We start from the raw sequence: 20,844 nt of genomic DNA on the forward strand, positions 1-20,844 counted from the left end.
CGATAGATTGGTTCGGATCACGAACGGTAGTTCGGGTTCCGAACATACGAGTTCGGGAACCGAACGACAAGTGGTGAAAGGAAGGACATGGAGCCGCACCCTGAGGGCGTCGGGTCGGTCACGGCACTCATCCGCATCGCGTTCCTCGTCAACGCCGCCTACGCCGAGTCCGGCCGCGAGTTCGGCGTGACGCCCCAGCAGGGTCAGGTGTTGAGCATCCTGCGGGCGAGGGCGTACGCGATGGGCGACCTACGGGCGAAGCTCGGCCTGGCGAAGTCCACGACGACCGGGATCGTCGAGATCCTGGAGCGCGACGGCAAGGTGGTCCGGCGGTCGGGCGTCCCGACCGCGCGCTCGGTCCAAGTCTCGTTGACGCAGGACGGGCGCTTCCTCGCCGATCGGTTCTACACGGCGACGCACCGTCGCGTGGAGCTCTTGTTGGAGCCGCTCTCACGTGCCGAGCAGGCGACGCTCCGGCCGCTGCTCGCTGCGATGGTCGACCGTGACGACGTCGCCGTCATCTTCCCGACGGGCGCGCCGTCCGGACCGAAGGAGGGCGCGGGCTAGCCCGCTCACCGACAACCGGCCCTCGGACCTGCGCTGCTGGGGCTCTGGTCGCTCGCCCGCAGATGCCGCACGGATCGCCGGCACGCCGCACGCGACGCCGTACGGCCCGTCGTGCCCGGCGCGCATCACGTGCGTCGCTTGGCGGCCCTGGCCTGGGCTCGACGTCGCCGCTCCTCGGCGTACGCCGCTGCGGCCTCCTCGATCGTGGGTGCCGACCCGCCGTACTGCTGGGGTAGCCACCAGGCACCCTCGGGTCGCTCCGAGGCAGGTGCGGCGAGGATGCAGCGCTCGAGCATCTCCTGCATCCGGGTGCGTAACGCAACCGTCTCGGCGGCGGGATCATCGCCGGACGGGTGCATCGGCTCGCCCACCTCGATGTCGATGCGCTGGTGGCGAGAGAGGTCGAGCTTGCGCCCCTTGGCCAGGATGCGCTGGGTGCCCCACACGACGACGGGGATGAGCGGCACGCCCGCGTCGGCCGCGATCCGCACGGCGCCGGACTTGAGCTCCTTGATGAGGAAGCTCTGCGAGATGGTGGCCTCGGGGAAGATGCCGACGAGCTCTCCCTCACGCAGTGCCTTCACGGCCGTGAGCATCGAGGCGGCGCCGGACTCGCGGTCCACCTCCAGGTGTCCGAAGCTGCGCATGAGCGGCCCACCGACGCCGTGGTCGAAGATCTCCTTCTTCGCCATGAACCGCGTGTACCGGCCGCGCTCGACTCCAGGGAGGCCGCCCATCACGTAGTCGACGTAGGAGACGTGGTTGACGGCGATCAGGGCGCCACCGGAGGTGGGGATGTGCTCGGTCCCGGACATGTGGATGTCCATCGACGACAACCGGAACCAGCTCTTGGCCGCCGCTACGACGACGGGATAGGTGAGATCCACGCGCACACCCCACCATCTGGTGTCGTGTTCGGTCCAGTGCCGGAGCGTGCAGCCGAGCCTCGACGCGCTCGAAGACGTGCGAGCGGTGCGGTGGGCCGTCAGGAACCGGTGCCCGCCTGCACCCAGCGCTCGAGGGCGGTGCGCAGCTCTCCGGGGCGTACCGGCTTGGCCACGAAGTCGTCCATTCCCGCGTCGGCGCAACGCTCGCGCTCGCCTTCGGTGACGCTGGCGGTCATCGCGACGACCGGCGTGCGCCGGCCGGTGGGGTCGGTGGCCTCCCGCTCGCGCAGGACGCGGGTGGCGGCGTAACCGTCGAGCACGGGCATCTGGCAGTCCATGAGCACCACGTCGACCGCCTGGTCCGCGAGCAGGTCGAGGGCCTGCTGCCCGTCGTCGCGCAGCAGTACGTCGAACCCGAGGGCGCGCAGGATGCCCTCGGCGACGATCTGGTTGACCTCGTTGTCCTCGACCACGAGCGCCAGCAGCGGCTGCGCGGGGGAGGGGTCGGACGCGCGCTCTGCCCCATCGGGCGACGCCACCCAGGCCCCGTCCTCGCGGGGTGCGGTACCCAGAACCTCCTGGAGGATCAGGGCGCGCAGACGCGACATCTGTAGCGGTTTGGTCAGCACGGCGCGGATGCCGGCGCTCGTGGACTCGACGGCGTCGACGTCGGGGTCGGAGGTGAGCAGCAGCATCGGCACGGGAGCGAGGTCGGGGTCGTCGCGGACCGCGCGAGCCAGCTCGAGCCCGTCCATCCCGGGCATGCACAGGTCGAGCAGCAGCACGTCGACCTGGGCACCGGCGCGCAGACGCGCGAGCGCGTCGTGACCGGAGCCGGCGGTCGCCACCTCCATGCCCCAGGCGCCGAGCTGGCCGTCGAGCACCATCAGGTTGGTGGTGTTGTCGTCGACGACGAGTGCACGGCGACCGAGCAGCGCCTCGCCGGCGGGCTCGGCCGCGGCGACCGCCCCGCCGGACGTCTCCAGCGGCAGCACGAACGAGAACGTGCTGCCGGCTCCTGGTTCGCTGTCGACGCCGATGCGCCCGCCCATCGCCTCGGTGAGCCGCGTACTGATGGCGAGCCCCAGGCCGGTGCCGCCGTACTTGCGTGTGGTGGAGGAGTCGGCCTGGGTGAAGGCCTCGAAGAGTCGCTCGACATGATCTGGCGCGATGCCGATGCCGGTGTCGCGCACCTCGAACCGCACCGCCGTGGTGGTGGCGTCGACCTGCCCATCGAGGTGCACGGAGACGACCACGTCGCCGGAGTGCGTGAACTTCACGGCGTTCGAGGCGAGGTTGAGCAGCACCTGCCGGATCCGGGTGGGGTCGCCTCGCAGAGTGGACGGGACGTCGGGGGCGACGTAGGCGAGCAGCTCCAGATCGCGGGCGCGCGCGGCGCCGGCTACCAGGGCGGCGACGTCCTCGATGAGCTGGACGACGTCGAAGTCGACGACCTCGATCTCGACGGCCCCGGCCTCGACCTTCGAGAAGTCCAGGACGTCGTTGATGATCCCGAGCAGCGTCTCCCCGGCTGCCTGGAGGCCGGCGACGTACTCCTCCTGGCGGGGGTCGAGCTCGGTGGAGCGCAGCAGTCCGGTCAGGCCGATCACGCCGTTCATCGGCGTCCGGATCTCGTGACTCATCGTGGCCAGGAACGCCGACTTGGCCCGTGAGGCCTCGAGGGCGCCATCGCGCGCGTGCTCCAGTTCGACCCGGGTGCGCTCCTGCTCACGCAGCAGCGCCCGCGTGCGCACGAAGGCGAACACCACCAGCACGACCATCGCCACCGCGGTGGCGACCACGTCGCTGCGGTCACCGGTGGGGTGCGCGGCGAGGATCAGGGTCGGGATCAGGAGCGGCACGATGGCGACGACGACCCGCACCTCGAGGGCGGCCGGCGACGGAGCGCGTGCCGAGCGGGCGGCGGGGTCTACCGCGGCGCGCGTGAGACCCCACGCCATGAGCAGCGATCCCGCCATCCAACCGACGTCCATCGCCGCGTCGGAGAGGGTGCCGCCCGGGAGGAGCAGATACCCGAGGTCTGATCCCATCCAGGCGCCGACGCCCACCGCGAGGGGAACGCCGAGGGACGAGCGGGCCGGTTCGACGGTCAGGACGCGGAGCGCGAGCCCGATCAGGACGGCGTCGAGCATCGGGTAGGCGGCCCACACCAGGCGGGTGGCGAGGCCGAGGCTGTCGTCCTGCACGATGCCCCGCACCGAGAGCTCCCAGACGACGAGCACCGAGACCACGACGATCGTGGCGGAGTCGAGCAGGCTGTCGAGCCGCACGAGGCCGCGTTCGGCCTCGCGGAGCACCCGCCAGAGGGCGGCGCCGACGAGCGGGTAGGCGAGCAGGTAGGCGGCGTCGGCGATGGAGATGTCGGGCTCGCCGGAGGTCCAGTAGTAGCAGTACCAGATCAGCTCACCGAGGGCGTCGCTGAACAGTCCAGCCGTGATGAGCCATCCGAGGGGTCGCAGCGGACCCCGCATCGACCGCGTGTGCGAGAGGGCTACGAGTCCGGCCCCGGCGACGACGGTGAGATAGGCGGCGTCGTACCCGTAGCCGGCCCGCCCGGTCGCGGAGTCGACGAAGGCCACGACGGTGAGCACGCCGAGGGCGGAGGTCGCCACCGCGGCCCGCGAGGCTTGCCGCCACGAGGAGAGCCCGCCTGTGCCGTCCATCCTGCACCTCGTCTCGCGTTCTTGAACGTGATTGGATCTTGACGCACGCGGCGGCCGATGTCAGACACTTCCTAAGGCCAGCAGGTCGTGGCGCGATGAGTCCCTCCACAGGCGGCGGTCTGACCACGCACCTGATCGATGAGGAGCAGACATGTCCCGCCTCCGCGTGCACAACCTGTGTGTCTCGCTCGACGGCTACGCCGCCGGCACCCACGTGACCCTGGAGAAACCCATCGGCGACGCCAGGGCCTTGTTCTCCTTGGTGCGTCACGGCTCCATCCACGGGATCGGCGGGTCCGACGACCCCGTCGGGCTGGACGACGTGCTCACGAGCACCTGGGCGCAGAACATCGGGGCCGAGATCATGGGGCGCCGCAAGTTCGGCCCGCAAGCGGGTCCGTGGAAGCCGGACGACGACTGGCGTGGCTGGTGGGGTGAGGAGCCGCCGTTCCTCACCCCGGTCGTGGTGCTGACCCACCACCCGCGTGAACCGTTGGAGTTCGAGAACGGCACCGTGTTCCACTTCGTCGATGCCGACGCGCCGACCGCGCTGGGGATGGCGCGCGAGCTCGCCGGCGGGCTCGACGTGCGCCGGGGCGGCGGGCCGAGCACCGTGCGGCAGTTCCTCGAGGCCGACCTCGTCGACTTCCTGCACATCGCGGTCGTGCCGGTCACGGTGGGGCAGGGAGGGTCGTTGCTCGGGGGCATCGAGCACGTGCGCGAGCTGTTCGACATCGAGACGGTGCCCTCGGCCAGCGGGGTCGAGCACCAGCTGTGGAACCGTCGCGCCCGCGAGTCGTCGGCGTCCACGCCGAGGTAGCGCCCGGCCCGGTGTCTCCCGCCGCCGCCTCGGGAGGCGGCTGCCGCAGGTGCACTCCAGCAGTCGCCATCTCGAACCGGCATCACCGAGGCTGGAGTCGGTGGCGACCGGCGCACTACGGTGACGAGCGTGACAGCGCCCCAGGCCGGAACCCTGGCCGGCCGGACCGTGCTCGTGACCGGCGCCTCGTCGGGGCTCGGCGCTGCCTGTGTGCGCCGGTTCGCCGCCTTGGGGGCGCACGTCTACGCCGCGGCCCGCCGCACCGACCTGCTCGAAGCCCTCGCCGCGGAGTGCGCCGACCGGTCGGGCGCCGTGCAGGTCGTGCACCTCGACGTCACCGACCCCGCCTCGTGCAATGCCGCGGTCGACGCGGCCGTGCAGGGCACCGGCCGGCTCGACGTGCTGGTCAACAACGCCGGGCGCCACGACTTCCGCATCACCACCGAGGTCACCGACGAGCAGTGGACCCGCGACATCGCCCTCAACCTCAGTGGGCCGTTCTGGATGTGCCGAGCCGCGATCCCGCACCTGCTCGAGGCCGACGGCGGGCACGGCAACATCGTCAACGTCTCGTCCGTCGCCGGCGTCGTGGGCGAGGCCTACTCGGCCGCCTACACCGCCGCCAAACACGGGGTCGTCGGGCTCACCCGGGCCCTCGCCGTCGAGTACCTCAACCAGCCCCTGAGGGTGAACTGCGTCTGTCCGGGCGGCATGGACACCGCGCAGGTGCACACGATCGAGGTGCCCGAGAGCGCCGACTGGGATCTGATCATGCGGGTGTCCGCGGCGCGTGGGCTGATGTCGGACGACGCGGTCGCGGCCATGGTCGCCTTCCTGGCCTCGCCCGAGGCCGTGGCGGTGCACGGCAGCGTGCAGATGGTCGATCACGGGCACCTGGCGGGCTGAGGGATGCCCGCGGGATCGCCGACTCGCCGAGGTGAGGGCACTGCTGCCCAGAGCGTCGCTGCGTCGCCCGCGAGCTCGAAGCAGCCGACCGAGCGGCCCCGGTGGCCGGCGCCGGATCCCGGGCGCAGGATCCGGCTGGGTCGTGCCGATGCCCTGGGCGGTGGAGCGCCGAGAGCCTCACGTGCTGTGGTGTGCCGAGCCCTCACCCTCTCGATGACGCTGCTCGCGTTCTGCTGTTCAGGTCTTCTCATGCCCCTGGCGGGAGCGCAGGGGAGTCCGGCCGCGGCCGGAGCGCGTCGCGACTCGGCCGGCGCCGCGGCGCGCCCGCCCGGTACGGGTGCGGGTGCCGGTGCGGGTGTCGGCGTCTGGCAGGAGCGGGGTGTCACCCAGGCGCTGCGTCGCTCGCACGCGACCTGGTACCACGCCTGGACCGCCGAGCCGCCCGGGTACATCGGCACCACGAAGGCGCGGTTCGTGCCGATGATGTGGGGCGCAGGCTCGCTCACCGACGACGAGCTCGCGGCCGCAGCCGAGCACGGCCCGTGGCTGCTCGGGTTCAACGAGCCCGACCTCGCCTCACAGTCGAACCTGAGCGTGGGGGAGGCCCTCGACCTCTGGCCGCGGCTGGAGTCGACGGGGCTGCGGCTCGTGAGCCCCGCCGTCGCCTACGGCGGCGCCGACCCCGACGGCTGGCTGGACCGCTTCATGCAGGGCGCCGCCGATCGAGGGCTGGAGGTCGACGCCGTGGCGCTGCACTGGTACGGCGGCGACTGGCATCCCCGGGCTGCCGTGCGCCAGCTCACGGGCTATCTCGACGCCGTGCACGAGCGCTACGGCAAGCCCGTGTGGCTGACCGAGTTCGCGCTGATGCGCTTCGGTGTCGATCCGTCGGTGCCGGCGGCTCGCACGCAGGCCCGGTTCCTGCGACTCGCCGCCGAGGCGCTGGCGGAGCGGCGCTGGGTGCGGCGCTGGGCCTGGTTCGGCCTACCGGCTGCGGCCACGGGGCGCAGCAGCGGTCTCTACCGTCCGGGCGCGGAGGTCACGCGCGTGGGCCGCGCCTTCGCGGGTCTGCCGGCTCTGGCGGCGGCCGCCGACGCCCGGAGCGACCCATGAGCGGTGACCAGTGGGGCGGTGTCGTCTTCGGCGTCGTCATGGCGACCATGGGTGTCTGGCAGTTGGTGCGGGCGCGGGCCATCACGGAGGCGGCCATGCGCCGTCATGAGCACGCGGTACGCCGCCACGGGCACCGGTCGCCATGGCTCCGGCCATCCAGCGCCCATCACCGCCCGAGCGTGACGGGCACGCGATGGCGCGGAGGGTTCTTCTGCGTCCTGGCGCTCATCGCCTTCGCCGCGGCTGCTGGGGACGGCATCAGCTCGCCGACCAGATGACGGCTGACGGGCCGTCCGCGTCGGGGGCGCGGGCTCTCGTGGGACCCCGTATGCGCGCCACTAGAGTCACCGGGTGACCACCGCCCGCACCGTGCCGGTCACCGTCGAGATGGACGGCGACGAACTGGAGGCCGGCGACGCCTGGCACCTCGTGCGACGCTACGGCGTCCGCCGGGTGCTGTGGGACGCGTTCGTGCGGTTCCGGTACGGCGACGGGTTCACCAACAGCCGGGCTCTCGCGCTGCAAGCGTGCCTGGCGGTCGTGCCGTTCCTCGTCGCGGCCACCGGCCTGGCCGCCGGGCTCGACCGTGAGAGGCCCGCGCGGGTCGTGGCCCAGACCATCACCGCGGTGTCGCCCGGGGGCAGCGACGCGCTCGCCGACGCGGTGCGGGAGGCCACGGAGTCCTCGGGAGAGCTGGCGCTCACCATGGGCCTGCTCTTCGCCCTGGTCTCGATGACGACGGCGATGGCGCAGGTCGAGCGAGGCGCCAACCGCATCTACGGGATCCGCCGCGACCGGCCCGCGCTGCACAAGTACGGGCGAGCGGCGGTGCTCACCGCGATCCTCGCGGTGCCGGTCGGCCTCGGATTCTTCCTGCTCGTCGCCGGCGGTGCCTTCGGTCGGGCCATGGAGGAGGTGTACGGGTGGGATGAGCGCGCCGACCTGGTGTGGGATCTGACCCGCTGGCCGGTCGGCGTCCTGCTGCTGGTGCTCACGATCGCCGTGCTGCTCGACCACTCGCCACGACGCCGCCAGCCGGCGCTGTCGTGGCTGGCGCTCGGCTCGGGCATCGCCGTCCTGCTGACGCTGGCGGCGGCCGGAGGCCTGGCGCTCTACGTGCGCGTCAGTGCCAGCTTCGACGACACCTACGGCCCGCTCGGCGGGTTCGTGGCGCTGCTGCTGTGGGCGCTGATGTCGAGCATCGCGCTGTTCTACGGCACGGCGGTCTGCGCCCAGCTCGAGGCCATGCGCACGGAGGTGATGGAGCCGGCGATGCAGGATCCGGGCCGGCCGCGGCGCGAGCAGGTGTGAGGCGCCTGGCCTGGGGCGCTGGGCTCAGGTCCGGTCGTGCCGCGAGGCCTCACCCAGGTCGGACTCGAACCGGGCGAGCAGGGGGCCGAGCGGGGGAGCGAGGAGGTTCTCGAGCCTGGCCGGGCGTCCGCGTCGAGCACCGCGAGCAGGTCGGCCTCCTTCGCGGTCCGGCAAGCAATTCCCGCGTGCCACGCGGCCAGCCCCCAGGAGTCAGTGCCGTGCGGCGCACGCGGCCGTCGTCGGCGTCCGGCGCGGCCGGCTCGACGAGACCCGCCACCTCCAGTCGCCGCAACCGCGTGCTCGTCGTGCCCGAGGTCAGGATCGGCACGCGTCGTCCGCACGCTCGCGATGGCGCGGTGGGAGCCGCCTTCGAAGTGAGGAGGTTGGGCGGTCTCGGCGCAGGGCAGGATGCGCGCCATGACGCCCTACCTCATCGGCTCAGCGGTGGCCCTGGCCTTCGCTGCCTACATGTTCTGGGAGAGCCGGCGCTCCACCGACCAGGTCGCCCGGTTCGTCGGCACCGAGACCAGCACCGCCGCCGACGTGCACGCCCTCGCCCAGGCGGCTGCCGCCGCGGCCGGCCCCGGTGTGTTCGCGCACCGTGTCGAGCTGACCGGGGCTGCGGTCCCGGGCCGGGAGGGGCCGCTGGTCTCGGAGTTCACCGACACCGAGTGCCTCTGGTATCGGCACAAGGTCACCCACCACTACGAGGAGACCTACCGCAACAGCGACGGCGACCGGCGCACCCGGCGCAAGGAGGACGTCATCTCCGACGTCTCGAGCAAGCAGCCGTTCCTGCTGCGCGACGACTCCGGCGACATCCGGCTCGTGCCCACCGCGCGGGTAGACCACCCCCGCAAGGTGGCCAGCGAGTTCCGTCAGGCCGACGGCGGCGGTGGCACCACGGTCGAGATAGGCCGCTTCTCGCTCACGTTGCCCACGAGCGGTGACCGCACCATCGGCTACGAGTACGAGGAGTGGGTGCTGACTCCCGGAACCCGCGTCTTCGTCTCCGGCGAGGCCTTCGACGACCGTGGCGAGCTGGAGGTGCGAGGGCCCAAGGGTCCGGACAAGATGCTCATCTCCACGCGATCCGAGGACGAGTTGCTCGAGCACCACCGAGGAGAGCGGCTCAAGCAGGTCGGTCTGGCAGCTGCCGGGCTGGTGGGCTCGATCGTGTTACTGGTGCTGGCTTTCGTGCTGGGCTGAGTCGGTGGCCCGCGGAGGCGCTCAGCGGACCTCAGCGGAGCTCAGTGCAGCTCAGTGCAGCTCAGTGCAGCTCAGCTCCCCACGGGGCGCCGCGCCACGGTGAGCACGTGGGTCTCGGGCCACTCGAGCCGGTGCCCGTCGGGGTCGGTGAGCTCGGCGACCGGGTCGAAGCGGTGCTCGACCAGCCAGTCGTTGCGCACCGGCTGGGAGGCGGCGTCGAGCTCGAAGCCGGCGTCGGTGAGCAGTCGTCGCCACCCGGCGTAGGTGAGGTCGCAGAACCGCTCGTGGCACTCCGAGAGCCAGTTGTCGGTGTAGTCCTTGCGGGTCATGAACTCCATGGCCCAGCGCAGCGGCAGCTCCCAGGTGGCCGAGCTGCGGTCGACGTCGAGCAGTCGTGACTCGAAGGCGGCACCCGAGAGCCGCGGGAAGTCGTGGCCGAACTGCACCAGGCGGGCGTGCGTCGAGAGGGCGGCGACGCGTTCGGTGGCCTCGCGGGCGTCGTCCAGGTCGAGAGGTGCGTCGAGGTTCTCGCCGTCGTCGGCGCGCAGCCGCAGCCGGACGACGCGCTCGGGGTCGGCGGGCCCCAGCACGTCGGAGTTGACCCAGACGCCGCCGGGACGGGTGTGGGCGTGGATGCGACGCGCGAACGTCTCGAGGTCGGCCACGCCGTCGCCGTAGGAGCAGATCTCGTGGGTCAGTGCGACCGTGACGGTCGAGTCGACGCTGCGCGGCGCCATGACCTCGGTGGTCAGCACGTTGGCGTGCAGGAACCAGATGTTCGGGTTCGCGAAGACGCCCGCCTCCTTGCGGTGCTCGGCCTCGGCGAGCAGCGGGCGCGCGACGTCGATGCCGAAGAGGTCGGACTCGAAGAAGGCGGGATCCTGCGCGGCCTGCTCCAGCAGCCCGCCGGTGGCGCACCCGATGTCGACGACGCGGCCGGGCCGCAGATGGCCGCCCACGATGCCCCACTTGCGCTCGGAGGCGGACTCGAAGCTCGTGGCGTAGGTGCGGTAGTCGCGGGTCGTGGTCAGGTCGCCCTCGTCGGAGACGACCGGGTCGGCGAACAGCGCGGCGATGTCGTCGGCGAGGCGGTAGCGGTCGAAGTAGGCCACCGTCTCGGGGTGGGCGAGCTCGCGCCACGTCTGGTCGCCGCGCGCGCAGGCCTCGACGACGTCCCAGGGCCGGGCGTTGGACTCCTCCCCGTGCCAGGCCGGGTCCGCCTCGACGGCGGCGATGCGGTAGCCGAGCGCGGCGTACTCGGCGGCCACGGTAAGGGTGGAGCAGGCCACGATGGTGGTGGCCGGGTCCAGCGACGCCGCCAGTTCGGTCGCCGCGCTGGTCACCACCAGCTCAGCGAACCGCGGGTGCGCCGGCACGTCGGGCACCGCCACGACCCAGCCGGGCAGGCTCTCGACGGCGCAGACCCGCTCGACCAGGCCCTGGCGGCGCGAGCCGGGGATCGGGTTGCGGCGGGTGTGGGCGTGGGAGGCCGAGGTGATCGCCCACACCACGCCCGCGTCGTCCGCCGCCGAGAGCGGCTCGCCGTCGATGTCGCGGCACTCGCCCGCGAGCAGGGCACGCAGGTAGTCGACCTGGAAGCGCGTCACGCAGTGGTGGCGCCCGGGGAACAGCACGTGGGTGAAGGCTGGCACGCCCCGATCCTGCCCTCCCGGCGATGCCGTTGACGATGCCCCGCCGCACTGGTCACGATGCGGCGTGCCCTCGACGCCCAAGCTGGTCTACGCCCTCTGGTCGCCCGACGCCTCGGTGATGCACTCCGCCGCGTGGCGGGCCGAGCTCGCCGCAGCGGGTGCTCGGCGGGTGCAGGTGAACGTCTGCGACGGGCCGGTCGCCGGCGCTCTGCGGCTCGACGCCGGCGCGACGGCTGTCGGCGGCTTCGTGTCCCTGTGGGACGTCGCCGCCGACGCGGTGACGCCGGTCGTCGCCCGCGCGGCGAGGGTCGTGTGCGGGTGGGAGGTCGAGGAGCGACGACCCCTCGAGCCGCCCGAGGTGTGGGACGGCTCGCGCGCCGACGCGCTGGCGAACGTCGCGATGCTGCGCCGCCCCCAGGAACTCTCGGTGGAGGAGTACCGGCACCGCTGGCTGGTCGACCACACGCCGGTGGCCATCGCCACCCAGGGCACGTTCGGCTACGTGCAGAACGTCGTGCAACGGGCCGTCACGGCGCTGCCGGACGGCGTCGAGCCGGTCGCGGCGATCGTCGAGGAGCTGTTCTCGATGGCGGCCGTGACCGACATGCACGCCTTCTACGGCACCGACGGGACGCCGCAGGATCTCGCCGAGCGGATGCAGCAGATGATGGCGAGCGTCGCCCGGTTCGGGGCCGACACGGGGCTCGACCTGGTGCCGACCAGTCGCTCGTGCCACGCTCTTGACGAAAGTGCGCCCGAGGCCGTCCGTCAGGCGAGCAGGCTCGCCACCTCGGGTGAGGTGAAGAACGGCTCGAGCCGGGAGCGCAGCAGATCCTCGAGGTGACCGTTCTGCTGGGCCGCAGCGAGGGCGGGCGGCACCACGGCGAGCGCCAGGCCGGCGAGGGTGTCGCGGTCGAGGTCGAGCTCGGCCAGCACCTGCGTGACCGGGGTGTCGTGCCACTGCTCCAGCACGCCGTCGACCAGGGCCGAGACGAGGTCGTGCATGGCCGGCGTCGGGGCGGCCGCGATGACGATGTCGTGCACCAGGTCGGCGACGCGGCGGACGTCATCGGGTGAGGCGTGCTGCGAGAGGGGCGGCAGCGGCTGGTCGGCGTAGAGGTCGAAGACCTCGAGAACCGCGTCGCGGGTGGTGGGGTCGGCGAGCAGGTCGACGATGATCTTGTTCAGCCGCCTCATGGCGAACGCGGCGCCCTTGGCGGTGTTGTCGCCCAGCAGCTGGTCGAGCTGCTTGCCGGCGCCGAGCACCTTGCCGGCCGCACTCGTGCCTACGGCCATCGAGCCCGAGATCAGGCCGCCGACGCCTGGCACCTTGCGCGCCAACGCCTGGTTGCCGGCCAGCACGTCGGTGACCAGACGCGTCACGAACCGCGAGGCCAGACCCGCCACGAGCGGGCTGCGCGTCAGGTCGTCGAGCGCGGCAGCCACCAGCGGCGTGGCAGCGTGCAGCTCGTCGGCGATCCGCTCGACGTTCTCGCGGTCGATCAGGTCGGCGGGGGTCACGGGCTCGCCCGGTCCGGCGTGCAGCACGTCGGCCACGACCCCGACCACGGTCGAGGCGCCCGCGCTGGCCGGCACGGCGGTGAACAGCGTGGTGGCCGCCTCGACCACCGCCGCGGGGTCCACGAGGGAGCCGAAAGTGACCTGCTCGCCGAGCTCGAGGAGCGCGTCGACCTCGCTCGGGATCTCCCCGGCCAGGTTCCCGGCTAGGTTCTCGGCCGACAGCTGCTCCAGCAGCCAGGACACCTGGGCGTCGAGGAGCCGGGAGGCCACGGGGTGCAGGGACGGGGCAGGGGCGTCGGGCACGGGGCCACCCTAGAGTGGGTCACCCCGACCAGACTGGAGTGCTTCGTGCCCGAGCCCGTCCTGCACGACCTGACCGTGGTGGTCCTCGCCGCCGGCGCAGGAACGCGCATGAAGTCCCGCAGGCCCAAGGTGCTGCACGAGATCGGCGGGCGTTCGCTCATCGGCCACGTGCTCGCCGCGGTCGAGGTGGCGGGGCCACGACAGGTGGTGACGGTCGTGGGCCACGAGCGCGAGCAGGTCGCGGCGCACGTGACCGCGGTGGCTCCGCACGCCGTCCTCGCCGTGCAGGAGCAGCAGCTCGGCACGGGGCACGCCGTGCACGTCGGGCTGGGCGCCGTCAGCGTGGAGCGCGGCACCGTGCTCGTGGCCTACGGCGACACCCCGCTGCTCACCGGTGAGAGCCTGCGTGACTTCGTCGCGGAGCACGAGGCGGCGCAGCGGGCGGTGAGCGTGCTCTCGGGCGTCGTGGAGAACCCGTTCGGGTACGGCCGGATCCTGCGCGACGAGGACGGCGAGGTACTCGGCATCCGCGAGCAGAAGGACACCCTCGGCGACGAGGCCGACATCCGCGAGATCAACTCGGGGATCATGGCGTTCGAGGCCGGGTTCCTGCTCGACGCGCTGCCCCGCCTGGGCAACGACAACCACAAGGGCGAGTACTACCTCACCGACCTGCTCGGCATGGCCCGCGACGCCGGCCTGATGGTCGGTGCCCACGTGCTCGACGACGTCGACCAGACCGAGGGCATCAACGACCGGGTGCAGCTCGCGCAACGGGCCCGGCTGCTCAACGACCGCATCCTCGACCACTGGATGCGCGAGGGGGTCACGATCGTCGACCCTCGCAACACCTGGATCGACGCGACCGTCGAGCTGGCGTGCGACGTCACCCTGATGCCCGGTGTGCAACTGCTGGGGGCGACCCGGGTGGCCTCGGACGCTCTCATCGGCCCCGACTGCACCCTCAAGGACACCGAGGTCGCAGCGGGGGCCACGGTGGTGCGCACGCACGCCGAGCTCGCGGTCATCGGGGCGGACGCCCAGGTCGGACCCTTCTCGTACCTGCGCCCGGGCACGCAGCTGGGTGCGGGCGGCAAGATCGGTGGGTTCGTCGAGACCAAGAACGCCCAGATCGCCGACGGCGCCAAGGTGCCGCACCTCTCCTACGTGGGCGACGCCGAGATCGGGGAGGGCGCCAACATCGGTGCGGGCACGATCTTCGCCAACTACGACGGCGTCGCGAAGCACCGCAGTCGGGTCGGCCGGCACGCCAAGACCGGCTCCAACAACACCTTCGTGGCGCCCGTCGACATCGGTGACGGCGCCTCGACCGGCGGCGGCACCGTCGTCCGCGGCCAGGTGCCTCCCGGCGCACTGGCCGTGAGCGCGGGCCGGATGCGCATCATCGAGGGCTGGGCCCTGGCCAAGCGCGACGGCACCCCCCAGGCCGACGCGGCACGCGACGCCGAGTAACCCGCGAGGGGTCGCGAATTGACCTCCGAGGGGTCGTGAATCGTTGCTCGAGGGGTCGTGAATCGTCGCTCGAGGGGTCGATCGAGTGGTGCGCGTCCCAGCCCTCGACCCCGGGGTTGGGCCTGGCGGCGTGGAGGGGCAGAATCCGTAGCGCCCATCCACCTCCGATCCTTCAGGAGCGGCGCCGTCGTGACCGGTTACAAGAAGACCACCGAGAAGAACCTGATGGTCTTCAGCGGTCGGGCCCACCCCGAGCTGGCCGAGGAGGTCGCCGGGATCCTGGGCACCGATCTCGTGCCGACGTCGGCCTACGAGTTCGCGAACTCCGAGATCTACGTGCGCTACGAGGAGTCGGTGCGCGGCTGCGACGCGTTCGTGATCCAGAGCCACACCGCTCCGATCAACGAGTGGATCATGGAGCACCTGATCATGGTCGATGCCCTCAAGCGGGCCTCGGCCAAGCGGATCACGGTGGTGATGCCGTTCTACGGCTACGCCCGTCAGGACAAGAAGCACCGCGGCCGCGAGCCGATCTCGGCTCGCCTGGTCGCTGACCTGTTCAAGACCGCGGGCGCCGACCGGCTGATCTGCGTCGACCTGCACGCCGACCAGATCCAGGGCTACTTCGACGGCCCCGTCGACCACCTGATGGCGCTGCCGATCCTCACCGACTACGTGCTCCAGAAGTACGGCGGCCAGCCGCTGTGCGTCGTGTCGCCGGACGCCGGTCGGATCAAGGTGGCCGAGCGCTGGTCGGCCAAGCTCGGCGGCGTCCCCCTGGCGTTCATCCACAAGACTCGCCGCACCGACCGGCCCAACGAGACCGTCGCCAACCGGGTCGTGGGTGAGGTCGAGGGCAAGATCTGCGTGCTCACCGACGACATGATCGACACCGGCGGCACGATCGTGAAGGCGGCCGAAGCGCTCATGGCGGACGGCGCGGCCGGCGTCACCATCGCGGCCACGCACGCGATCCTCTCCGACCCCGCGGTCGACCGGCTGAAAAACTGCTCGGCCGTCGAGGTCATCGTCACCAACACCTTGCCGATCGACCCCGAGCGCGAGTTCGACAAGCTCACGGTGCTCTCGATCGCTCCGCTCGTGGCTCGCGCCATCCGCGAGGTCTTCGAGGACGGCTCGGTCACGTCGATGTTCGACGGTCAGGCCTGATCGGGCGGGTCCGACCCCGCATCAGCTCCCACCCGCCCGGCGAGCGGCAGGGTGAGCCGGAAGCGCGCACCCTCTCCGGCTCCGGGTTGCACCCAGCGCACGTCGCCCCCGTGCGCCCGAGCGATGCCCCGCGCGATGGCCAGACCCAGACCGGAGCCGCCAGAGGCGCCGTCGCGTGCCGCGTCGAGGCGGACCAGCCGCTCGAAGACGTACTCGGCGTTGGCCCGCGAGACCCCGGGGCCGGAGTCGACGACGTCGAGCCGCGCCCACGATCCTCGGGCGGAGATCTCGCACACCACCCTTCCCCGGGGCCCGGCGGCGCGCTCGGCGTTGGAGAGGAGGTTGTGCAGCACCTGGGCGACGCGGTCGGCGTCGGCGTGCACCGCCAGTGCCGCAGGTGCGCGGTCGTCGACGGTGGTGGTCGCACCGCCACGACTGGCGCGGGCCGTGACGACGCCGTCGACCAGCGCGGCTACGTCGACCTCGTGCAGGTCGAGCGTGAGGCCGGTGTCGATGCGTGACATGAGCAGCATGTCGTCGACGAGGCGGCCGGCGCGGCGGGCCTCGCGGATGAGGGCCAGCGTGGTCGCCTCGCGCTCGTGCCGGTCGGGGTCGTCGCGTAGGAGGTGCTCCGCGGCGGCCTGCACGCTCGTTGCCGGCGTGCGCAGCTCGTGGGCGACGTCGGAGAGGAACGTGCGCAGACGCTGCTCCGACTCCGTGGCCCGCTGCTCGGCGCCCGTGATGGCGTCGAGCATCTCGTCGAAGGCGGTCGCCGTGCGGCCGAGCTCGGTGTCGCCGCGGGAGGGGTGCAGCCGTCGTCGCCGGTCGCCGTCGGTGATCGACCGGGCGACGGTGGTGATCTGGTCGAGGGGCCGCAGGCTGCGACCGACCACGACCGGCGCGACGACGGCGGCGGCCGCGAGGACCAGGAGTGCGGCGATCACCAGGGCCAGGCGCACCTGGGCCATGGTGCGGTCGACCTCCGAGGCGTCGGCCAGCAGCGTGAGGCGCGATCCGTCGTCGAGGGTGCGCTCGACCGTGAGCAGATCTCCGTGGCTGACCACTTGGCCCGGACCGGGCGGCCCGCCCGGTCCGGGCGCGTCGGCGCCCGGTCCGGGCGCGTCCCCGAGGGAGGCCGAATCGGCGAGATCCCCCTGCTCGTCGGTGGCCAGCGGGCCCTGGTCGTAGCTCTCGCCGTCGGAGGTCGACAGCCGCACCGAGATGCCGTCGCCCTCCAGCCGGCGCGCCAGGTCGGCGGAGTCGACCTGGCCCACGAGGGCCTGGGCCGTCGTGGCACGGTCGACCAGGCGCTGACGCAGCTGGGTGTCGAGCCGGTTGCCGAGCACCAGGTCGGTGCCCACGACCAGCAGCACCAGCATGGTGCCCACCAGGGCGAGCACGACCAGCGTCGTGCGGCGCCGCAGCGACGGGGTGCGCAGGCCGGTGGGTGGGTCGTCGCTCATGACGACGGCGCCTGCAGCACGTAGCCGAGACCGCGGCGGGTGTGGATCAGCCGTGGACCGTGCGCCTCGATCTTGCGACGCAGTGCACTCACGTGCACCTGCACGAGGTTGTCGGCGTACTCGTCGTAGCCCCACACCTGGCTCAGGATCTGCGTCGTGCTCAGCACCCGGTCGCGGTGTCGCGCCAGGTAGCCGAGCAGGCGCAGCTCGGTCGCGGTCATCGCGATCTCCTGGCCGCCGCGGGTCACCAGCCCGGCCTCCTCGTCGACGACCAGGTCGTCGACCTCGACCACGGTCGGCAGCCTGCCCAGCCGCCGCAGGACCGCCCGGATGCGGGCGATCAGCTCCTCGGTGGCGAACGGCTTCGGCACGTAGTCGTCGGCGCCGAGGTCGAAGGCGCGGATCCGGTCGGCCACCCCCTCGCGTGCCGTCAGCATCACCACCGCGGCCCCGCTGCGTCGACGCACCACCTGCGCCAACTCGGGGCCGTCGCGCCCGGGCAGCATCCAGTCCAGCAGCACCAGGTCGGGACGCTGCGTGCCCAGGTGCTGCTCGAGTTCCGAGCCGTGCGCGAGGGCGCTGACGACGAAGCCTGCCGCGCGCAGGGAGGCCGCGAGGCTGGTGCGCAGCACCTCGTCGTCCTCGACGAGCAGGAGGCGGGCCGAACCGGTCATGCCCCGAGTATCCGGTGCCGCCCCTGAAGGAGACCTGAAGAACAGTCGTCGCCGGCCGGTTCTTGAGGTGGGCTTCAGGTAGCCCCCGTTCTCTGAGGACGTCGGACCCGACCGGGCCGACGGAACCGAGGAGGACGACGTGCTCGAGGCAACGACACTGCCCCAGACAGTTCCGGAGAGACTGCCCGTGGGCGGGCTCGGTCTGGTCGACCTGGTGGTGGCACTGCTGGTGCTGTTCTCGGTGCTCGGCGCCTTGCGCCGACGGGCCGGACTGCTGGCGGCCGTCGCCTCGGGGGCGGTGACGCTGGTGGTGGCCTGGCTCGTCTGCTGGGGCCTCGCCACCTGGGGCCCCGTCGACGTCGTGCACCAGGTGCGCGAGAGCCGTCTGGTCGCCGTCGCCCCGTTCCCGCATCAGGCAGCCCGCGACCTCGGCAGCTGGGGCTGAGCAGCCTCCCGCCGCCACGGCCTCACACCGACCATCCCACTGCGTCCGTACGCACACGAGAAGAGGACACGACCATGACCAACCCCTACAACCCCTACGGCAACTCCGGCCCCCAGGACTCCGGCGACGGATCCGGTGCTGGAGAGCCGTCCTGGCGCTCGCACGACACCCAGCCCATCGCCGCGTGGTCTCCGGGCGCCGGTCAGGATCCCCAGACCGAGCACCTGCCCGAACCGGCCGCCGCGCGGGGCTCACGTCGCGCCGTGGCGGGCATCGGAGCCGGCGTGCTCACCGCCTCACTGCTCGGCCTCGGCGTCGTCGCGCTGGGTCACCAGGGCAGCGACCAGGTCGACCTCTCGACCGCCTCGAGCGGTGCGCTGCGCCAGGGAGGCGGCTCGGGGACGACGCCCTCGGCCGACGCCGACAGCCAGGCGTCGGCAGGCGCCGACGCCGACACCTCCGGGGGCTCGGAGGGGTCCGCGTCGACCGGGCAGGACGTCACGGGCGACGACGCCGGCCCCGCCGACCGCGGCGCAGCCGCGCCGGGCTGCGGCACCCCGCCGGCGCCGCCGGCGGCCGGGGGAGAGCTACCCGCACCGCCTGCTCTGGATGGCGACGCGCCGACCCCGCCCGCTGCGGGTGACGCGCCCGAGCCGCCTGCCGACGGCGAGGCACCGACTCCGCCCACGGCCGGTGACGCGCCCGCCCCGCCCGCGGCCGGTGACGCGCCGGCGCTGCCCGGCGGTGAGCAGGCGCCGAGCGCGCCGGCGACCTCGGGCAGCTGAGCCGGGCGAACCAGCTGTGACCCGGGATCCGGCGCACGTCGCCGGAGGCCCGGGCCCACAGCGCACGACGGGGTCGGCGACCCCGGACGACCTCTCGGCCATGACACCGGTCGAGAGGTCGTCGAGCCGGGGTGCGCGATCAAGCCGCGTGCCGCAACGCGGGATCCGGCGAACTGCCCGTGCACCACGCCCGCTGATCGACCCTCGCGGGGATCAGGCGCCGCGGTGGGCGGCGTCGGTGTAGGAGGCGAAGCGGTGCAGGAGCGAGGTGGCGCGGGAGGCCTGGCCCTGCGAGGCGCCCAGAGGTCCGCCGAGCTGCCGCTCGAGTTCGGGCAGGGCGCCCTCGGTGGACTGCAGCAGCAGGCGGGCGGCGTGCCTGGCGGCCTCGGGTTCGAGGGTGAGCACCGCCTCGAAGACGCGGTCCGCGCCGGGGCGACGCGGCTGCTCCCAGGCGCAGAGGACGGCGCTCATCTCGGGGTCGAGCACCACGATCGCCCACTCGTTGAGCAGGGCGGAGTCCGAGGGAAGGGCCACCCGGGCCGGTGTGCTGTCGGCGTCGGTGCGCTCGAAGTCGCTGAAGACGGCCGAGTAGCGGCCGGTCCGGCCCAGCTCGCGCCACCGATTGCCGGCGACCTCGAAGCTGCGAGAGGTCTGGAAGCAGCCGAGGAGCAGGGGGCGACTGGCGTGGGCCATGCTCTCGTCCTCGATCGACCAGGTCATCGAGAGCATGGTGCGGACGCCGAGCCGGAGCACGTCGAGTTGGGGGAAGGCGCGGCGCAGGCCGGCGTAGAGCGAGCCGTCGCCCACCTCGGCCGCGGCGTGCACGGCGGCGACCGCATCGGCCAGGCTGAGCCCCCGCTGCCGCTCGGTCTGCACACGGCCGACCTGCTCGACGGTGACGATCGGATAACGCCGCTGACCACCGGTCGTCCGGGCGGCGGCGGGGAATCCGGTGGCCCGCTCCCACGCGCGCAGCGTCGAGATGCCCACTCCGGTGCGAGCGGAGAGTTCGCCGATGCTCAGGGCCTGCACCGCGGTCACCGACTCCGGGTCGGGACGTCGTGGACCGGCCTCGTCATGGCGCCAGGATAGGGCGAACCCGTCTCACCCTCGTCGTCGTGAGGCACGACGCTCAGGCCGGGTCGTCCATCGGGAGGCCGTGCTCGATCGTGGCGCGAGCGTCGGCCCCCTCCGAGCCCGTCGGGCCGAAACCGTGCCGCAACGCCCAGAGGATGGCCTCGCCCCGGTTGCGAGCGCCGACCTTGGAGTACACGTTGCGCAGGTGACTCTTGACCGTGTAGAGGCTGATGAACGCGGCGTCGGCGACCTCCTGGTTGCGTAGCCCGCGCACCGTGAGGGCGAGCACCTCGGACTCCCGTGCGGTCAGCCCCGCGGCAGCTCCGGGGAAGGGCTCGCCGACCCGGGCGTCGTCGTCCCACGCCCGCAGCACCACGGTCTCTCCGGCGGCCACGCGCAGGATGGCGTCGGCCAACCGGTCGCCCGTCGCCTGCTTGGCCACCCAGCCGCTGGCCCCTGCGGCGAGGGCCGCGGCGGCGTCCATGCCGGAGTCCGAGAAGCTGTAGACCACGACGTCGTAGCTGAGGGTGTCGACGACGTCTGCCAGTCGTGTCCACGCGTCACCGCGCTGGGCGTAGGCGTCGAAGAGCACGACGTCGACCTCCTCGACGGGGAGCCCGCCGCACTGCACGACCGAGACCCGGTCGGGATGCGCTGCCAGGATGCCGGCGACGCCGGCCACCACCAGCTCGAAGTCGTTGACGACTGCCACCCGCACCGGCAGCGATGCCTCGGCGCGCTGGTACACCCCGGCACCCTGTTCGTCGTCGCTTCTACAGCTTGT

20 protein-coding genes are annotated in these 20,844 nt (G+C 72.5%); 12 read left to right on the plus strand and 8 right to left on the minus strand.

Annotation, left to right across the window (positions count from 1 at the left end; genetic code table 11):
• Positions 1 to 87 precede the first annotated feature (87 nt).
• Positions 88 to 567, plus strand: coding sequence for a MarR family winged helix-turn-helix transcriptional regulator (locus ISG29_RS00965; protein WP_194501501.1), 480 nt, complete (start codon positions 88 to 90; stop codon positions 565 to 567).
• A gap of 125 nt (positions 568 to 692) precedes the next feature.
• Here ISG29_RS00965 and ISG29_RS00970 read toward each other — a convergent pair whose 3' ends face one another.
• Entirely contained in the window at positions 693 to 1,454 is a 762-nt protein-coding gene (locus ISG29_RS00970) for a lysophospholipid acyltransferase family protein (RefSeq protein ID WP_328827429.1), read from the minus strand.
• Positions 1,455 to 1,552: 98 nt separating this feature from the next.
• Positions 1,553 to 4,138, minus strand: coding sequence for a hybrid sensor histidine kinase/response regulator (locus tag ISG29_RS00975; RefSeq protein WP_194501502.1), 2,586 nt, complete (start codon positions 4,136 to 4,138; stop codon positions 1,553 to 1,555).
• A 151-nt stretch (positions 4,139 to 4,289) separates the two neighbouring features.
• On the opposite strand from ISG29_RS00975, the gene ISG29_RS00980 reads away from it, so the two are divergent.
• From ISG29_RS00980 to ISG29_RS01005, 6 genes are all read left to right on the plus strand, one after another.
• Entirely contained in the window at positions 4,290 to 4,958 is a 669-nt protein-coding gene (locus ISG29_RS00980; protein WP_194501503.1) for a dihydrofolate reductase family protein, read from the plus strand.
• A gap of 129 nt (positions 4,959 to 5,087) precedes the next feature.
• On the plus strand, positions 5,088 to 5,864 hold the full coding sequence (locus ISG29_RS00985; RefSeq protein WP_194501504.1) for an SDR family NAD(P)-dependent oxidoreductase: 777 nt from the start codon (positions 5,088 to 5,090) through the stop codon (positions 5,862 to 5,864).
• 249 nt (positions 5,865 to 6,113) lie between these two features.
• A complete protein-coding gene (locus tag ISG29_RS00990) occupies positions 6,114 to 6,977 on the plus strand; it encodes a glycosyl hydrolase (RefSeq protein WP_194501505.1) in 864 nt (287 codons plus the stop codon).
• On the plus strand, positions 6,974 to 7,255 hold the full coding sequence (locus ISG29_RS00995) for a hypothetical protein (RefSeq protein WP_194501506.1): 282 nt from the start codon (positions 6,974 to 6,976) through the stop codon (positions 7,253 to 7,255). The genes ISG29_RS00990 and ISG29_RS00995 overlap by 4 nt, the downstream gene beginning before the upstream one ends.
• 73 nt (positions 7,256 to 7,328) lie before the next feature.
• Positions 7,329 to 8,288 carry a YihY/virulence factor BrkB family protein gene (locus ISG29_RS01000; RefSeq protein WP_194501507.1) on the plus strand — a complete coding sequence of 320 codons (960 nt, stop codon included), beginning with the start codon at positions 7,329 to 7,331 and terminating at the stop codon, positions 8,286 to 8,288.
• A 417-nt stretch (positions 8,289 to 8,705) separates the two neighbouring features.
• Positions 8,706 to 9,497 (plus strand): E3 ubiquitin ligase family protein, encoded by a 792-nt coding sequence (locus ISG29_RS01005; protein ID WP_194501508.1) that lies wholly within the window; start codon positions 8,706 to 8,708, stop codon positions 9,495 to 9,497.
• 71 nt (positions 9,498 to 9,568) lie between these two features.
• Here the strand turns inward: ISG29_RS01005 and ISG29_RS01010 are convergent, their stop codons facing one another.
• On the minus strand, positions 9,569 to 11,149 hold the full coding sequence (locus ISG29_RS01010) for a class I SAM-dependent methyltransferase (protein WP_194501509.1): 1,581 nt from the start codon (positions 11,147 to 11,149) through the stop codon (positions 9,569 to 9,571).
• 64 nt (positions 11,150 to 11,213) lie between these two features.
• Between ISG29_RS01010 and ISG29_RS21455 the strand changes: the two genes are divergently transcribed.
• The gene (locus tag ISG29_RS21455; protein ID WP_194501510.1) at positions 11,214 to 11,993 is read left to right on the plus strand and encodes an EthD domain-containing protein; all 780 of its coding nucleotides are present in this window, start codon (positions 11,214 to 11,216) and stop codon (positions 11,991 to 11,993) included.
• On the opposite strand, the gene ISG29_RS01020 is transcribed toward ISG29_RS21455, so the two are convergent.
• Positions 11,918 to 12,973, minus strand: coding sequence for a hypothetical protein (locus tag ISG29_RS01020; RefSeq protein ID WP_194501511.1), 1,056 nt, complete (start codon positions 12,971 to 12,973; stop codon positions 11,918 to 11,920). The genes ISG29_RS21455 and ISG29_RS01020 overlap by 76 nt on opposite strands.
• Before the next feature lie 45 nt (positions 12,974 to 13,018).
• Here ISG29_RS01020 and glmU point away from each other — a divergent pair, with 45 nt between their 5' ends.
• Positions 13,019 to 14,446 (plus strand): bifunctional UDP-N-acetylglucosamine diphosphorylase/glucosamine-1-phosphate N-acetyltransferase GlmU, encoded by a 1,428-nt coding sequence (gene glmU / locus ISG29_RS01025; protein ID WP_328827439.1) that lies wholly within the window; start codon positions 13,019 to 13,021, stop codon positions 14,444 to 14,446.
• Between the two features lie 189 nt (positions 14,447 to 14,635).
• Complete coding sequence (locus tag ISG29_RS01030; RefSeq protein ID WP_194501512.1) at positions 14,636 to 15,616, plus strand: ribose-phosphate diphosphokinase; 981 nt, start codon at positions 14,636 to 14,638, stop codon at positions 15,614 to 15,616.
• On the opposite strand, the gene ISG29_RS01035 is transcribed toward ISG29_RS01030, so the two are convergent.
• Together ISG29_RS01035 and ISG29_RS01040 are read right to left on the minus strand one after the other, a co-directional pair.
• Complete coding sequence (locus ISG29_RS01035; protein ID WP_194501513.1) at positions 15,607 to 17,079, minus strand: sensor histidine kinase; 1,473 nt, start codon at positions 17,077 to 17,079, stop codon at positions 15,607 to 15,609. The genes ISG29_RS01030 and ISG29_RS01035 overlap by 10 nt on opposite strands.
• Complete coding sequence (locus ISG29_RS01040; protein WP_194501514.1) at positions 17,076 to 17,753, minus strand: response regulator transcription factor; 678 nt, start codon at positions 17,751 to 17,753, stop codon at positions 17,076 to 17,078. Before ISG29_RS01040 ends, ISG29_RS01035 begins: the two co-directional genes overlap by 4 nt.
• A gap of 139 nt (positions 17,754 to 17,892) precedes the next feature.
• Between ISG29_RS01040 and ISG29_RS01045 the strand changes: the two genes are divergently transcribed.
• Positions 17,893 to 18,198 (plus strand): hypothetical protein, encoded by a 306-nt coding sequence (locus ISG29_RS01045; RefSeq protein ID WP_194501515.1) that lies wholly within the window; start codon positions 17,893 to 17,895, stop codon positions 18,196 to 18,198.
• A 74-nt stretch (positions 18,199 to 18,272) separates the two neighbouring features.
• Positions 18,273 to 18,983, plus strand: a complete 711-nt coding sequence (locus ISG29_RS01050; protein WP_194501516.1) for a hypothetical protein — start codon at positions 18,273 to 18,275, stop codon at positions 18,981 to 18,983.
• A 213-nt stretch (positions 18,984 to 19,196) separates the two neighbouring features.
• Here the strand turns inward: ISG29_RS01050 and ISG29_RS01055 are convergent, their stop codons facing one another.
• Both ISG29_RS01055 and ISG29_RS21460 read right to left on the minus strand, forming a co-directional pair.
• Positions 19,197 to 20,024: a MerR family DNA-binding transcriptional regulator gene (locus ISG29_RS01055; RefSeq protein ID WP_194501517.1), complete on the minus strand. Its 828-nt coding sequence runs from the start codon at positions 20,022 to 20,024 to the stop codon at positions 19,197 to 19,199.
• A 91-nt stretch (positions 20,025 to 20,115) separates the two neighbouring features.
• Entirely contained in the window at positions 20,116 to 20,808 is a 693-nt protein-coding gene (locus ISG29_RS21460) for a helix-turn-helix transcriptional regulator (protein ID WP_194501518.1), read from the minus strand.
• Positions 20,809 to 20,844: the final 36 nt, after the last annotated feature.

The organism is Nocardioides acrostichi (assembly GCF_015319165.1).
In the GTDB taxonomy this organism is placed as follows: domain Bacteria; phylum Actinomycetota; class Actinomycetes; order Propionibacteriales; family Nocardioidaceae; genus Nocardioides; species Nocardioides acrostichi.